This window comes from Pseudomonas sp. URIL14HWK12:I6, from assembly GCF_000514195.1.
Lineage (GTDB): Bacteria > Pseudomonadota > Gammaproteobacteria > Pseudomonadales > Pseudomonadaceae > Aquipseudomonas > Aquipseudomonas putida_A.
In genome coordinates this window covers 75392-90971 of sequence record NZ_AZVL01000002.1, presented here as the reverse complement: position 1 = coordinate 90971, position 15580 = coordinate 75392, and the positions used below count along the sequence as shown (strand labels likewise).

Annotated in this window: 11 protein-coding genes; 7 read left to right on the top strand and 4 right to left on the bottom strand. The window is 58.8% G+C overall.

Going from position 1 to position 15580, the window contains the following annotated elements:
- Positions 1-230: 230 nt before the first annotated feature.
- From H043_RS0104040 to H043_RS0104020, 5 genes are all read left to right on the top strand, one after another.
- Positions 231-920, top strand: a complete 690-nt coding sequence (locus H043_RS0104040; RefSeq protein ID WP_171061924.1) for an ABC transporter permease — start codon at positions 231-233, stop codon at positions 918-920.
- A 21-nt stretch (positions 921-941) separates the two neighbouring features.
- The gene (locus tag H043_RS0104035) at positions 942-1835 is read left to right on the top strand and encodes a glycine betaine ABC transporter substrate-binding protein (RefSeq protein WP_027610805.1); all 894 of its coding nucleotides are present in this window, start codon (positions 942-944) and stop codon (positions 1833-1835) included.
- A gap of 12 nt (positions 1836-1847) precedes the next feature.
- On the top strand, positions 1848-2501 hold the full coding sequence (locus H043_RS0104030; protein WP_007965673.1) for an ABC transporter permease: 654 nt from the start codon (positions 1848-1850) through the stop codon (positions 2499-2501).
- Entirely contained in the window at positions 2498-3655 is a 1158-nt protein-coding gene (locus tag H043_RS0104025; RefSeq protein ID WP_027610804.1) for a betaine/proline/choline family ABC transporter ATP-binding protein, read from the top strand. The genes H043_RS0104030 and H043_RS0104025 overlap by 4 nt, the downstream gene beginning before the upstream one ends.
- 636 nt (positions 3656-4291) lie before the next feature.
- Complete coding sequence (locus tag H043_RS0104020) at positions 4292-5455, top strand: type III PLP-dependent enzyme (protein ID WP_027610803.1); 1164 nt, start codon at positions 4292-4294, stop codon at positions 5453-5455.
- Between the two features lie 47 nt (positions 5456-5502).
- Here H043_RS0104020 and H043_RS0104015 read toward each other — a convergent pair whose 3' ends face one another.
- The 4 genes from H043_RS0104015 to H043_RS0104000 form a co-directional block, all read right to left on the bottom strand.
- Entirely contained in the window at positions 5503-6381 is an 879-nt protein-coding gene (locus H043_RS0104015; RefSeq protein WP_027610802.1) for a hypothetical protein, read from the bottom strand.
- A gap of 47 nt (positions 6382-6428) precedes the next feature.
- Positions 6429-8645, bottom strand: coding sequence for an alpha-xenorhabdolysin family binary toxin subunit A (locus H043_RS0104010; RefSeq protein WP_027610801.1), 2217 nt, complete (start codon positions 8643-8645; stop codon positions 6429-6431).
- A gap of 201 nt (positions 8646-8846) precedes the next feature.
- Positions 8847-9602 (bottom strand): tetratricopeptide repeat protein, encoded by a 756-nt coding sequence (locus H043_RS0104005; protein ID WP_027610800.1) that lies wholly within the window; start codon positions 9600-9602, stop codon positions 8847-8849.
- Positions 9599-10279, bottom strand: a complete 681-nt coding sequence (locus H043_RS0104000; RefSeq protein WP_027610799.1) for a Fe2+-dependent dioxygenase — start codon at positions 10277-10279, stop codon at positions 9599-9601. Before H043_RS0104000 ends, H043_RS0104005 begins: the two co-directional genes overlap by 4 nt.
- A gap of 207 nt (positions 10280-10486) precedes the next feature.
- Between H043_RS0104000 and H043_RS0103995 the strand changes: the two genes are divergently transcribed.
- On the top strand, positions 10487-12808 hold the full coding sequence (locus tag H043_RS0103995; RefSeq protein ID WP_027610798.1) for a TonB-dependent siderophore receptor: 2322 nt from the start codon (positions 10487-10489) through the stop codon (positions 12806-12808).
- A gap of 236 nt (positions 12809-13044) precedes the next feature.
- Complete coding sequence (locus tag H043_RS0103990; RefSeq protein ID WP_027610797.1) at positions 13045-15573, top strand: sulfite reductase flavoprotein subunit alpha; 2529 nt, start codon at positions 13045-13047, stop codon at positions 15571-15573.
- Positions 15574-15580: the final 7 nt, after the last annotated feature.

Genomic DNA, 15580 nt, shown 5'->3' with positions numbered 1-15580 from the left:
ACGTCCATCCCCTGTTACGACATTTCGTCAGGGGCTGAAAAATCAGCAAGTTAGCCTGACGAGGCTGCGCTCATGGCTCGCTTTCAGACCGCTTGTTGCCGGTGCTGAAGGAGCTGCTTCTCGCGAACGTTTATTCCCGGCAGCCAAGGCTTGGCATGCCACACGGGAGAGCGTTCGCCGACTACAAGAAAAGGAGTCCGCCTGTGGCTATCCGCTATGGCAAAGGGCTGATGGGAGGTGCGGTGGTTATCGCGCTCCTGGCCCTGCTGATCCACTGGATCGGCATCAACACGATCGAACACTACCGCGACGATTTGTTGTTTTACCTGCAAGCTCATCTGATTCTCGTCCTCGCTTCAATGCTGGCCGCCCTGGTCGTGGGCATCCCCGCCGGTATCTTCCTCAGTCGCCCGACCATGGTCGGCCGCGCTGAACGCTTCATGCAGATCTTCAATATCGGCAACACCGTGCCACCGCTGGCTGTACTGGCGATTGCCCTGGGGGTTCTCGGCATCGGCAGTGGTCCGGCGATCTTCGCTTTGTTCCTCGCGTCCCTGTTGCCGATCGTGCGCAACACCTACGAAGGCCTGAAAAACGTTCAGGGTTCGCTGAAGGAAGCCGCCGTCGGCATCGGCATGACCCCGCGCCAGGTGCTGTGGAAAGTCGAATTGCCCAACGCCGTGCCGATCATCATCGGTGGCGTGCGCGTGGCACTGGCGATCAACGTCGGCACCGCGCCGCTGGCATTCCTGATCGGCGCCAACAGCCTCGGCAGCCTGATCTTCCCTGGCATCGCCCTGAACAATCAGCCGCAACTGCTGCTCGGCGCCGCGTGCACCGCGCTGCTGGCCCTGCTGCTCGATGGCGTGGTCACCCTCGCCAGCCGTCTCTGGCTGGAACGCGGTTTGCGCCCGTCTTAAGGCTTTTGCGAAGGAATACTTATGAAACGATTTAGCTTGATCTTAGGCTGCATCATGCTGTTCGCAGGATTTGCCCAGGCGGCGGAAAAACCGCTCATTCGCCTCGGCGCCCGGGTGTTCACCGAGCAGACCCTGCTCGCGGAAATCACCGCGCAATACCTGCGCAGCAAAGGCTACGACGCGCAGATCACCGGCGGTCTGGGCAGCAACCTCGCCCGCAGCGCCCATGAAAGCGGACAACTGGACATGCTCTGGGAATACACCGGCGTGTCGCTGGTGGCCTACAACCATGTCACCGAGAAACTCGACAGCGAACAGTCCTACGCCCGAGTGAAAGAACTCGACGCGAAAAAAGGCCTGGTCTGGCTGACCCCGTCGAAATTCAGCAACACCTACGCCCTCGCCCTGCCGAAAAAAGTCGCCGAGGAGTACCCGCAGATCAACACCATCAGCGACCTGAACAAGGTGCTGCGCGATGAAGCCAAGACCAATCACCTGGTGGCGCTGGACACCGAGTTCGCCAACCGCTCCGACGGTCTGGACGGCATGGTCAAGCTCTACGACATGAACCTGACCCGCAAGAACATCCGGCAGATGGACGCCGGGCTGGTCTACACCGCGCTGCGCAACGGCCAGGTGTTTGCCGGTCTGGTCTACACCACCGACGGCCGCCTCAACGCCTTCGGCTTGAAGCTGCTGGAAGACGACAAGCATTACTTCCCCGACTACACCGCCGCGCCGGTGGTGCGTCAGGCGTATCTGGACAAGCACCCGCAACTGGCCGAGCAACTCAAGCCGCTGGCGCAACTGTTCGACGACGAAACCATGCGCCAGCTCAACGCGCGGGTCGATGTCGATCACGAAAGCCCATCGAAAGTGGCCGCGGATTTCCTGCGCCAGCACCCACTCAACTAAGGAGGAAAAGTCATGGAATTTCTCAACGCCTTTTCCCACCTCGACTGGCAGCAGGTGATGCACCTGACCTGGCAGCACATCACCCTGGTCGGCATCGCGGTAACGCTGGCGATTCTCATCGGTGTGCCGCTGGGCATTCTGATGACGCGCTTCCCGAGCCTCGCCGGTCCCTTGCAGGCCAGCGCCACGGTGCTGCTGACCGTGCCGTCGATTGCTCTGTTCGGCCTGCTGCTGCCGTTCTACTCCAAATTCGGCCAGGGCCTGGGGCCGATGCCGGCGATCACCGCAGTGTTCCTCTATTCGCTGCTACCGATCATGCGCAACACCTATCTCGCCCTGACCGGCGTCGAGCCGGGCATTCGTGAAGCTGCACGCGGCATCGGCATGACCTTCGGCCAGCGCCTGCGCATGGTTGAGTTGCCAATTGCAGTGCCGGTGATCCTCGCCGGGGTGCGCACCGCCGTGGTGATGAACATCGGCGTGATGACCATCGCCGCGACCATCGGCGCCGGTGGCCTTGGCGTGCTGATCCTCGCCTCCATCAGCCGCAGCGACATGTCGATGCTGATCGTCGGCGCGCTGCTGGTCAGTCTTCTGGCGATCTTCGCCGACCTTCTCCTGCAGTGGCTGCAACGTACGCTGACTCCAAAAGGACTCCTCAAATGATCGAACTTCAAAACCTCAGCAAGACCTTCCAGAGCAACGGCAAAGATGTCAAAGCCGTGGACTCGGTAAGCCTGACCGTCAATGAAGGCGAAATCTGTGTGTTCCTCGGGCCATCGGGTTGCGGCAAAAGCACCACGCTGAAAATGATCAACCGTCTGATCAAGCCGACCTCGGGCAAGATCCTGATCAACGGCGAAGACACCACCGACCTCGACGAAGTCACCCTGCGCCGCAACATCGGCTACGTGATCCAGCAGATCGGCCTGTTCCCGAACATGACCATCGAAGAGAACATCGTCGTGGTGCCGAAACTGCTCGGCTGGGACAAACAGAAATGCCACGACCGCGCTCGCGAACTGATGAGCATGATCAAACTGGAACCCAAGCAGTATCTGCATCGCTATCCGCGTGAACTGTCCGGCGGCCAGCAGCAGCGCATAGGTGTGATCCGCGCACTGGCGGCGGATGCGCCGCTGTTGCTGATGGACGAGCCGTTTGGTGCGGTCGACCCGATCAATCGCGAGATGATCCAGAACGAGTTCTTCGAGATGCAGCGGGCGCTGAACAAGACCGTGATCATGGTCAGCCACGATATCGACGAGGCAATCAAACTTGGCGACAAGATCGCGATCTTCCGCGCCGGCAAACTGCTGCAGATCGATCACCCGGACACCCTGCTCGCACACCCAGCGGACGACTTTGTCAGCAATTTCGTCGGCCAGGACAGCACCCTCAAGCGTCTGTTGCTGGTGAAGGCCGAAGACGCCGCCGACAATGCGCCATCGGTCAGCCCGGAAACTCCGGTAGCCGATGCGCTGGAATTGATGGACGAGCATGACCGACGCTATGTGGTGGTCACCTGTGCCGAGAACAAGGCGCTGGGCTATGTGCGTCGTCGCGACCTGCACCGCCAGACCGGCACCTGCGCGCAGTATCTGCGTGAGTTCAACGCCACCGCGGCGTACGACGAACATCTGCGCATCCTGTTGTCGCGGATGTACGAGTTCAATCGTTCGTGGTTACCGGTGATGGATGCCGAGCGGGTGTTCCTCGGTGAGGTGACGCAGGAGTCGATTGCGGCTTACCTGAGCTCGGGGCGTTCGCGCGGGATGAAGACCAATATCGTCTCGCCGGCTGAGGCTGTAATCGCGTAAAAACTCCAAACCTGTGGGAGCGGGCTTGCTCGCGAATGCGTAGTGGCCGTCGGCGGTGATGTCGGCTGTGAAAATGTCTTCGCGAGCAAGCCCGCTCCCACAGGACTCGTGCAATTTCCTGATGATTCGCAGGGCGGAAAAGAATCTCAACAGCTGCGTTCACAGAACCTCTGCAAACACCCGCTCCCAAACGGCCAAAATCCCCCTCACATCCACCTCTCGCCGCCAACGTCGCCGATGTTGCGCCGATTACACTTCCTGGCTAATTAGCCGACAAAAGCCGCGAACGTGCAGGTATTTTTAACACATGAAAATTCCCGGGGAACATCTGTCCGTCATCTCGGTCGGCTACAAAGAGTGATATCCGCGACGTACGTCAGAAGCGTGCAAAAACGCGACATTTTTAGTTGATCTCAGGCCCCTCACGCCCTAAAGTTCGCGCCGAACGTCCATGCTGGAAACGATCCATCCGGCTCAAGTACTGACGACGAGACAGCAAGGCCAAGGGCAGATACGCCCGTGGCCTTTTTGCTTTCGGCGACATGCCTTGGGAAGTAGGCGAACCAAAGTGGGGATACGGAGGGCGTTCATTTGCACCCATTGTTTTTTACGAGTTTGCCCATAGGAGCTCCCAGCATGTCGATCCAGGTCGAAGACTATTTCGCGCGCGAAACCTTTCAGAAAATGAAGGCCTTCGCCGACAAACAGGAAACACCGTTCGTGGTGATCGACACCGCGATGATCAGCCAGGCCTACGACGACCTGCGCGCCGGTTTCGAATTCGCCAAGGTCTACTACGCGGTCAAGGCCAACCCGGCTGTCGAGATCATCGACCTGCTCAAAGAGAAAGGCTCGAGCTTCGACATTGCCTCCATCTATGAGCTGGACAAAGTGCTGAGCCGTGGCGTCAGCCCGGACCAGATCAGCTACGGCAATACCATCAAAAAGTCCAAGGACATCCGCTACTTCTACGAGAAGGGTGTGCGCCTGTTCGCCACCGACTCCGAAGCCGACCTGCGCAACATTGCCAAGGCTGCGCCGGGTGCAAAAGTCTATGTACGTATCCTCACCGAAGGCTCGACCACCGCTGACTGGCCACTGTCGCGCAAGTTCGGCTGCCAGACCGACATGGCCATGGACCTGCTGATCCTCGCCCGCGACCTGGGCCTGGTGCCGTACGGCATCTCGTTCCACGTCGGTTCGCAACAGCGTGACATCAGTGTCTGGGACGCGGCGATCGCCAAGGTCAAAGTGATCTTCGAGCGCCTGAAAGAAGAAGACGGCATTCACTTGAAGCTGATCAACATGGGTGGCGGCTTCCCGGCCAACTACATCACCCGCACCAACAGCCTGGAAACCTACGCCGAAGAGATCATCCGCTTCCTGAAAGAAGACTTCGGCGATGACCTGCCGGAAATCATTCTGGAGCCGGGCCGTTCGTTGATCGCCAACGCCGGCATTCTGGTCAGCGAAGTCGTGCTGGTTGCACGTAAATCCCGCACCGCCGTTGAGCGTTGGGTGTATACCGATGTGGGCAAGTTCTCCGGCCTGATCGAAACCATGGACGAAGCGATCAAGTTCCCGATCTGGACCGAGAAGAAAGGCGAGATGGAAGAAGTGGTCATCGCCGGCCCGACCTGCGACAGCGCCGACATCATGTACGAGAACTACAAGTACGGTCTGCCGCTGAACCTGGCCATCGGTGATCGTCTGTACTGGCTGTCGACCGGTGCTTACACCACCAGCTACAGCGCCGTCGAATTCAATGGCTTCCCGCCGCTGAAATCGTTCTACGTGTAATACGTAGCGATTGAGAAAAAGGCCCATGAGCAATCATGGGCCTTTTTTTATGGGCGCAGCCACGCCTCAAGATGATCGAGCATTGCCATGCACTCATTGGCGTTCTCGGTCATCGCGGCGAGTTTGAAATTCAGCTCACTCAGTTTCACCGCAGACTTCGCCTGCAAGAGTTGATTGCACACGTTGTCGAGGCGCTGATAAAGCGCTTCGATGAATAGCCCCATCTGCGTATTCACCGACACGAATCCATTGAATAACGCCGCGATATCAGCCTGGTATTCAGCCGCCCTGATGGCCGGATCGGTCGATGCATAAGCCAGATCCCAGACAGGCGTCGTCAATGAATCGCCAAACAACCCTTCGGCAACGGTTGGCGTCGCATGACACAGGCAGGAGCGGTGATCCATAGCGCCGAGAAACACTGACTTCAAGCCAAATGACTCGTCGTACACTTCCACGACCGTGTATTTCAGCTGCCGTATCTCGACCTGCAGCGCATAGAAACGCAGTGCCAGTTCGTGGATCAGGTCAGGCACATCCTCTGCTGGGAACAACTGCCAGCTGGTCGACCGCGAAAGGCTGAACAACCGAAAGTCCACCTGGCTGACAGGCTCGTGTCTGGAGGTGTTGCCTGTGATATCCAGTGCTTCGCGGGTAAACACTTGCAGATCCCCTAGATACCCTGCGCCAAGACGCCTCGACGCTTCGGTACGCGCCAAGAAATCCTGCAGATAGCGCTGATTGAACCGGGCGTTCTCCAGACGTGAGTCTTTGGCCAGGACGGCCAATTGATGCCCTGCCTTTCTCCGGCGCTCGAAGACCAGCGGTATCGCATTGAATGTCGTCGGCAGGGTGCCGAGAAATCGCCCGTAACGGTCCAGTACACGCCGTTGCATCGCTGAAAATTCATAAGTCAAAGCATTCATGCCGTTTCAGGAAAGGCAGGCTATTCGCCCACCTTTCCAGCTCCTTGTTATTGATGAATGCTCTGTAGATGCCTGACGACTTCGGCGACTCGATCAATCGCTGCTTGCGCCCGGGTTTCAACGGGAAGCGCAGTGTTCTGTCTGAAATCATTGGCGAAGCGGGTAAAGTCATCGATCAGAACGCTGAACTCCCCAGCGTAAGCCGCACGGCCGTCGTCCAGTTGATCCAGGGTTTCGACCAGCTCAATCCGGCCTTCAATGCGCGCGAGGTCTTTGCTGTATTTGTTGATCTGTGTGCGCAGATCACCTGCCTGTTCATTCAGCCGGTTGTACGCTGCAAGCATATTGAGAAAGGAAACGGCCTCGCCAATGCCGGAAATCAGTTTCTTCAGCGTCTCGATAGCCAGCAGGGCAACTTGCACCTGAGGGGGCGCCAGTCCCAAGGCCTTGAGGTTTTCCAGAGACAACTGCGCTTGTTCGCCAATTTTCTCGATGCCAGCCTTGGCGATCAGATCAATACCCTCGGAAACAGACTTCATTTCGGTCGTCAGGTCTGCGAGTTTTTTGTCGGATCTGGCCTTGAGCTCGATCGTGGTGACACGCTCGGCCTTGAGCGTCACGATCCACTCGGCCGAGGCGCTGCGATCGTAATAAGCGCTGATGCTCTTGTGCACAGCTTTCAGATCTTCGTTCTGCACCGCCACCTTGTTGAAGATATTCTTCAGCTCGACCTCCATATCCTCGCGAACTTCGTCCGCGTCGTCCGGATACTCCAGCTCAGCTTGATAGCTGCGCAGTTTTTTATCGGCGCGTTCCAGGTAAATGCTGGTGGCCTGTGCCTGACTCCGCAGATCGTAGGTGGCCTTGTTGATGGCGAGCGCCAGATTGTTCATGGCCCCGACAGTTCCAGGCATGTAATCGAATTGCTCGAAGAGCATCTGAGCCGTGGTATTAAGACCCTGCACACCCGCATTATGCTCACGCAGGCGGGGCATGTTGAATGCGGGTACAGCCGAACTAACCGATAGCAAAGACATCATTGACCCACTCCGAACAACCAGCCCACTTCTTTCATATTCCCTGTCAGCCTCTTCAAACACTTTCAGCAACTGATCAGAGCTGACTTTTATCTGCTCCCAGGGATCGATGATACTCAGTAATTGAATCTTGAAACGGCGTAGCGAAGTCGCTTCGAAAATACCGTCAACTTCCTTGAACGACGCCTCGACGTAATCACTGAGGGCATTCCATACCAGCATCAGGTTCTGAGTCGCGACCTCGGCTTCAATCGCCACGTAACTCAAATTCTGCAAATCATCTCGAACCTTGTTCAACGAACTCAGCGTCTGGTTCTTGCTTGCCATACTCTGGTTATCGACCTGCTGCAGTTGCTTCAGGCGATTACGTTCAGAGCGGATTTTCTCGGCCTTGACGCCTTGGTAAATGCCAAGAATCAATCCGCCAATATTCAGGGTGGCCGCCGACTTGATCGCTTCCTGCACCAGTTGATCGTACTGTTTGTTCAGTTCATCAATTTCTTTTGCGCGCTGATCAATGACTTCCTGCAGCGCCTTGGTATCGTTCTGATAAGTGTTCCTGGAGACGAACTGCAGTCGCAAGGCAATTTCCGGCAGCACCTTTTCACGCATATCGGCGCCAAAACTGTCCAGCAGGGCCCGAACGCGCTCGGCTTCCTGATGACAATGCGCAACTTTAGCCAACAGGTCATTGAGATACGCCTTGATATCCAGGATATCTTCCGAAGACAGGTCGAGATCAGGCAGACCCGGAATCTGCCGTTGCAGATTCAGGTATTCCTCAGGCGTATTGATGTTGTGCTCTTCGAGATACCTCGAGGCCTTGAGATCCTCATACACTTCAACAATGGCGTTACCCGTGCGGATAATACTGCCAGCAAAGATTCTCAGATCGTTACCGGTCAACATGATCTTTTCGCGCAATGGCGACCAGCGTTTGGCGTGATCATAGGTCATGCTGAAGGTGCGCAGGAAATCTCCCGCTTTCAGGCCCACGCCGCCTTCATCACCCGCACCATAGTTCAGATAGGCAATAACATCTTGCAACCGGACGGGCAGCGAGAGGCCGAGAACTTCATACTTCCTGAGACTGATAATTTGCTCTTTGGTCAGTTGTATACCGGTACCCCGGTTATATTCCTCACCCACGCCCAGCGAGGCATTTACAAATGCCAGAGGCGCTTTCGCGGCGGCCTCGACCACCTTGTCATTTAACTTGAGTTCCATCAAAGACTCCTTGTCTTCCGTGGATATTAATAACGGCTAATTTATTTTCGATGCCGACAAGAAACTTCCAATCACTTGAACAACATCGAACCCGACAGTAGGCAGATACAACTAACTCGCCAAGTTATTAACTATTAAAATTAAATACAAGAAGCAGAAAATCCAACTAACCAATGGCCAACCGAAAGACTTTTTAATGACTCAAGCGACGAGCAATTCCCCAAGCCGCTGCCGATAAGCATCGGCCATCTGGCGAATCGACGGATGACGGGCGCTCGATAATGAACCCATGCTCACCCGCAGAAAATTCACGTTCCCTGTAGCCAGTGCCTTGCGCAACCAGCCCAGTGCGTCCTCGATCAATCCAGCATCAGCCAGCATTGCGGCATAACTGAACTGCCCACGAAAATCTCCGCCCTCGGCCGAGCGTCGGTACCAGTCGCGCGCGGCGACCGGGTCGGCCCGACAGACCAGCCCTTCTTCCAGATAACGCCCCAGCAGGTTCATCGACTTGGCGTGGCCTGCTTCAGCGGCGCGCTGATACAACCCCAGGGCCTGAGCATGATCCAACGTCACTCCGCGCCCGGTACCCAGCAGGTTGGCCAGGTTGTACATCGCCCAATCCAGCCCCGCGTCAGCGGCGATTCGATAATGCTGCGCGGCAATCGCGGCATTCGCCACACACCCCCAGCCATGTTCATGACAACGCCCCAGCATGTTGCGCGCCATCAAGTGCCCTTGCCCGGCAGCGATACCAAACCAGCGCAGTGCCAAGGGTTGATCCTGGGCGATGCCACGGCCATCGAGCAGGATCTGCCCGAGCAGCGCCTGCGCTTCAACAATGCCCTGGCCGGCCGCGAGCAGAATCGCCTGCGCCGCACGCGCCGGGCTTTCTTCAAGCATGGCGTTGAGCTGGGCGCCGTCGAGTACTTCTTCGCGTCGCAGTTGAAAACTCATACCTCGACCCAGCGCCGCAACAGATTGTGATAGGTGCCGGTGAGGCGGATCAGCGACGGGTGATCGGGCATGTCTTGAGTGAGCTGCTGGATCGCCCCGTCCATCTCGAACAGCAGAGCGCGCTGGCTGTCTTCACGCACCAGACTTTGCGTCCAGAAGAACGACGCATAACGCGCGCCGCGGGTGACGGCATTGACCTTGTGCAGGCTGGTGCCGGGGTACAGCACCATATCGCCGGCGGGCAGTTTCACCCGTTGCGTGCCGAAAGTGTCCTGGATCTCCAGCTCGCCGCCGTCGTAATCCTCGGGTTCGCTGAAAAACAGTGTGGCCGACAGATCGGTGCGCACCCGCTCGATGCTGCCTTTGGGCTGACGCACGGCGTTGTCGATGTGAAAGTCGAAACTGCCGCCCGCCGTGTAGCAGTTGAGTAACGGCGGGAATACTTTGTGCGGCAGCGCGGCCGACATGAACAGCGGATTTTTCCACAGCCGCTCGAGCATCGCTGCACCGATTTCCTTGGCCAGCGGATGGCCTTCCGGGAGCTGCAGATTGTGCTTGGCCTTCGCCGACTGATAGCCGGCGGTGATCTTGCCATCGGCCCAATCCGCCTGTTCCAGCGCCTCGCGGATGCGCTGCACTTCTGCTTTGGCGAACAGGCCGGGGATGTGCAGCAGCATGGCGATCGTACCTGATGGTAAAGGGATGCCAATGGTATTGATTCTTATTGGCTGTGTAAAACCCGCACGACGGATGAATCGGCAAAAACCGTAAGGTTAAATTGTAAAGAATGTAAATTCGTCGCGAATAACAATGTTTCGCAATTGATACGAATACCTGTTTACCCTATATTCCGCGACCTCAAATCCTTGGGGAGGGGAATAAAAATGTCACGTCAACAGGTTCAATTGCCGGTCAGTTCACCACGTTTGCTTGCTTCGGCCATTGGTGTTGCCATCACCGCCGGCTCTGCTGGGCACATGGTCTTCGCCGCGGAAAAGACCGACAGCAAAGCTTCCGGCAATGCCATCGCTCTGGACGCTACCGCCATCACCGGCGAAGCGCAGGACTCGACGTCCTACCAGGTCGAAAAAGCCTCCTCGCCCAAGTACACCGCGCCGCTAGTCGACACGCCGCGCTCGGTCACCGTCATTCCGCAACAAGTCCTGAAAGATACCGGCGCCCTGAACATGCAGGACGCGCTGCGCACCGTGCCGGGCATCACCTTCGGTGCCGGTGAAGGCGGCAACCCGCAGGGCGATCGCCCGTTCATTCGTGGTTTCGATGCCCAGGGCGACACCTACCTCGACGGCGTGCGCGACACCGGTTCGCAAAGTCGCGAAATCTTTGCCGTGGAAAACATCGAAGTCAGCAAGGGCCCGAACTCCGCCATCGGCGGTCGCGGCGCGGCTGGCGGCAGCATCAACCTGGTGAGCAAGAAAGCGCACCTGGGCAATTCGTTCGACGGCGGCTTCACCTGGGGTTCCGACCAGACCCAGCGTTACACCCTGGACGGCAACTACCAGTTCAGCGACACCGCTGCCGGCCGCCTGAACCTGATGAGCCACGAGAGCAACGTCGCCGGTCGCGACAAGGTCGACTACGATCGCTGGGGCATCGCGCCGTCCCTGGCGTTTGGCCTGGGCACCGACACCCGCGTCAACCTCGACTACTACCATCTGGAAAGCAACGACACTCCGGACTCGGGCATTCCCTACACCATTCCGGCCGGCGGTTCGGCGGCACGCACCAAGTCCAACCCGGACAAGCCGTACGCCGGTGGTGATCACAGCAACTTCTACGGTCTGGATCGCGACTTTCGCAAGGGCCGCACCGACACCGCGACTTTCGCCATCGAGCATGACCTGAGCGACTCGCTGACCATCAAGAACACCCTGCGCCACGGCACCAGCATGCAGGATTACATCCTGACTCAGCCGGACGACAGCAAGGGCAACGTCAACAATGGCAGCGTCTGGCGCCGTGCCAACACGCGGGTCAGCAACACCGAGACCACCACCAACCAGACTGATCTGTTCGGCAATTTCTACGTCGCCGGTTTCAAGAACAGCTTCTCCACCGGTGTCGAATACACCCGCGAGGAAGGCCAGAAGTCCTCGTACAACGTCAACACTGACACCACGCCGCGCACCAGCGCTGCGACCACCAATTGCACCCCGTCGATGATTGGCGCATCGAGCGGCTACAACTGCACCTCGCTGTCGAACCCGAACCCGAACGATCCGTGGAACGGCGCGATCTCGCGCAACTACGCCGGCACCGACACCAAGGCCAACACTTACGCGCTGTATGCGTTCGACACCCTGGAGTTGTCCGAGCAGTGGCTGGTGAACATGGGCCTGCGTTACGACCACTTCGACACCGACTACAAGACCTACAACAACGCCGGCACCACCACCTCCAAGGGTGATGACACCAGCGAATTCGTCACCGGTCAGTTCGGCGTGGTCTACAAACCGGCACCGAACGGCAGCATCTACGCCTCCTACGCGACCTCCGCGACGCCACCGGGCAACACCCTCGGTGAAGGCCAGGAAGGCAACCCTCTGGGCGGCACCCCGGATCGCAACGGCAACCTGCTCAAGAGCGACATGGAGCCGGAAACCACCAAGAACTACGAAATCGGCACCAAGTGGGATCTGTTGAACGATCGCCTGTCGCTGACCGCTGACATCTTCCGCACCGAGAAAGAAAACGCTCGCGTACAAGTCGACACCACCTCCTACGAGAACGCCGGCAAGACCCGCGTGCAAGGTATCGAGCTGTCGGCCAGCGGCAAGATCACTGACAAGTGGCAAGTGTTCGCCGGCTACGCCTACATGGACAGCGAACAGGTGGACGGCGGTGACCTGCCAGCCAACAAAATCAACAACGGTAACGAGTTGCCCAACACGCCGAAAAACAGCGCCAGCCTGTGGACCACTTATCAGGTCACACCGAAGCTGACCCTCGGTGGCGGCGCGTTCTACGTCGACGACGTTTACGGCAGCGTGGCCAACACCACCATGGTCGATTCCTATGTACGTTACGACGCGATGGCCGCCTACAAGCTGAGCAAGCACGTCGACCTGCAACTCAACGTGCAAAACCTGACCAATGAAACCTACTACGACAAAGCCTTCTCGACCCACTTCGCCAACCAGGCGGCGGGCCGTACGGCGCTGTTGAGCACCAACTTCCACTTCTGATTGATGCGGTAAATGTGGGAGCGGGCTTGCTCGCGAAGGCGATGTGTCAGTGAAATAGATATCGACTGACACGACGCATTCGGGAGCAAGCCCCCTCCCACAGTTAATGCAATCAGCAGATCCGGCCCCGTTCATTAGATTGAACGGGGCCTTTGTGCGTAATCAAAGAAGCTCTCGACAACCCACGGCATAATGCGCGCCGTGATGACAATTTTCGAACGGACAAGGCGAGCGACGTGTTGAAGAAAACCCTGTTCCAGTTGCACTGGTTTTTCGGCATCACTGCCGGGCTGGTGCTGGCCCTGATGGGCATTACCGGTGCCGCCTACTCGTTCCAGGACGAAATCCTGCGGGCACTGAACCCGTCGGTGTTGCAGGTGGAAAAACAGGTCGCTGGCGTCCTGCCCCCCGTCGAGCTGGTGGAACACATCGAAGCGAACTCCGGCAAGAAAGTCGGGATGCTCTGGGTCGAGACCGACAGCGGCAACGCTGCACGCGTCTACTTCACCCCGCCCAAAGGCGAACGTCGTGGCGAGATGCGCTACTTCGACCCGTACACCGGCGAGTTCATGGGCGACGCCGTGGGCCAAGACTTCTTCGGCCTGATGTTGCAATTGCACCGCTTCCTCGCCATGGGCGATACCGGGCGCAACATCACCGGCGCCTGCACCCTGATCCTGGTGTTCTTCTGCCTCTCCGGGCTGTACCTGCGCTGGCCACGCCAGTGGAACAGCTGGCGCGTGTGGCTGACCCTCGACTGGAAGAAAAAGGGCCGCAGCTTCAACTGGGATCTGCACTCGGTGGCCGGCACCTGGTGTTTGCTGGTGTATCTGCTGCTGGCGTTGACCGGGTTGTCCTGGTCTTACGAGTGGTACAACAAGGGCCTGACCAGACTGCTTTCCGACGCGCCGCAAAACGAGCGTGTGCGCGGCGGTCGCGGGCCGGCGCCGGAAGGTCCGGCACCGACCGCCGACTATGCGGCGATGTGGAGCAGCATCTACAGCGCCGCCGGCCCGGGCCTGTCGGCCTACAACATCCGCATGCCGCCTGTGGCCGGGCAACCAGCGACCGTGTTCTACCTGCTCGACAGCTCGCCGCATGATCGCGCGCTGAACCAGATCACCCTCGACCCGGCCACCGGCGTGGTCAAACGTGTCGACCGCTACGCTGACAAGAGCTTCAAGGCGCAGCTGTTGACCAGCATTTACGCGCTGCACGTCGGCAGCTATTTCGGCCTCGTCGGACGGATCATCGTCACTCTCGCGGCGGTGTGCATGCCGCTGTTTTTCATCACCGGATGGCTGCTGTATCTGGATCGCCGTCGCAAGAAAAAGCAGATTCAGGACGCACGCAAAGGTCTTCAGGCACCGAACGCAGATACACCGGCATGGCTGGTGGGTTTCGCCAGCCAGAGCGGTTTTGCCGAGCAACTGGCGTGGCAGACCGCCGGGCAATTGCAAGCCGCCGGGTTGCCGGTGAAGGTGCAGCCGCTGGCGAACGTCAGCGCGCAGGATCTGCGTGAATCGAATAACGCTCTGTTCGTGGTCAGCACCTTCGGCGACGGCGAAGCACCGGACAGCGCGCGTGGTTTCGAGCGCAAAGTGCTGAGCAACGCTGCAAGCTTCGACGGCCTGAACTATGCGGTGTTGGGCCTCGGCGACCGCCAGTACCAGAATTTCTGCGGCTTCGCCCGACGCCTGCATCAGTGGCTGGGCGAGCACGGCGGCAAGACCCTGTTTGCCCCGGTCGAAGTCGACAGCGGCGACCCCTACGCCCTGCGTCACTGGCAAACCCAGCTCGGACAGTTGACCGGGCAAGCGCCGGTCGACACCTGGCAAGCGCCGAGCTACGACAACTGGACGCTGGTCAGCCGCGAGCTGATGAACCCCGACAGCAGCGGCGCGCCGGTGTACCTGCTGGGCCTGAGGGCGCCGAGCACCAGCAGCTGGCTGGCCGGTGATCTGGTGGAAGTGCTGCCGCGCAACTGCCCGTGGGCTATCGAACACTTCCTCGACGGCCTCGGCATTCGTGGCGAAACCACGGTGAAGATCAACGGCCTCGAAGAGCCACTGGAAGTCGCCCTCGCCAGCCGCCAGTTGCCCGAGCATCGCGCGCATCTGGTCGGCCTGCATGCACAAGCGCTGGTGGATGCGATGGTGCCGCTGGCCATGCGCGAATACTCGATTGCCTCGATTGCCGCCGACGGCGTGCTGGAACTGATCGTGCGTCAGGAACAACACAGCGACGGCAGCCTCGGCATCGGCTCCGGCTGGCTGACCGAACATGCGCCCGTGGGCGGCAGCATCAGCCTGCGCGTGCGGCGCAACAGTGGCTTCCACTTGCCGAACCAACCGGTGCCGATGATTCTGCTGGGCAACGGCACGGGGCTGGCCGGGCTGCGCAGTCTGCTCAAAGCACGCATCGCCGACGGTCAGCAGCGTCACTGGCTGCTGTTCGGCGAGCGCAATCGTCAGCACGATTTCCTTTGCCGTGCAGAGCTGGAAGAGTGGTTGATCAATGGCGATCTGGCACGGCTGGACCTGGCGTTTTCGCGGGATCAGGCGCAAAAGATTTACGTGCAGGATCGTCTGCGCGAATCCGCTGACGAACTGAAGAAATGGCTGACTGACGGTGCGGTGATCTACATCTGCGGCAGCCTGCAGGGCATGGCCGCCGGCGTCGATCAGGCACTCAACGACATCCTCGGTACCACCGAAGTCGAACGTCTGATCGAACAGGGCCGCTACCGCCGCGACGTGTACTGACACCCAT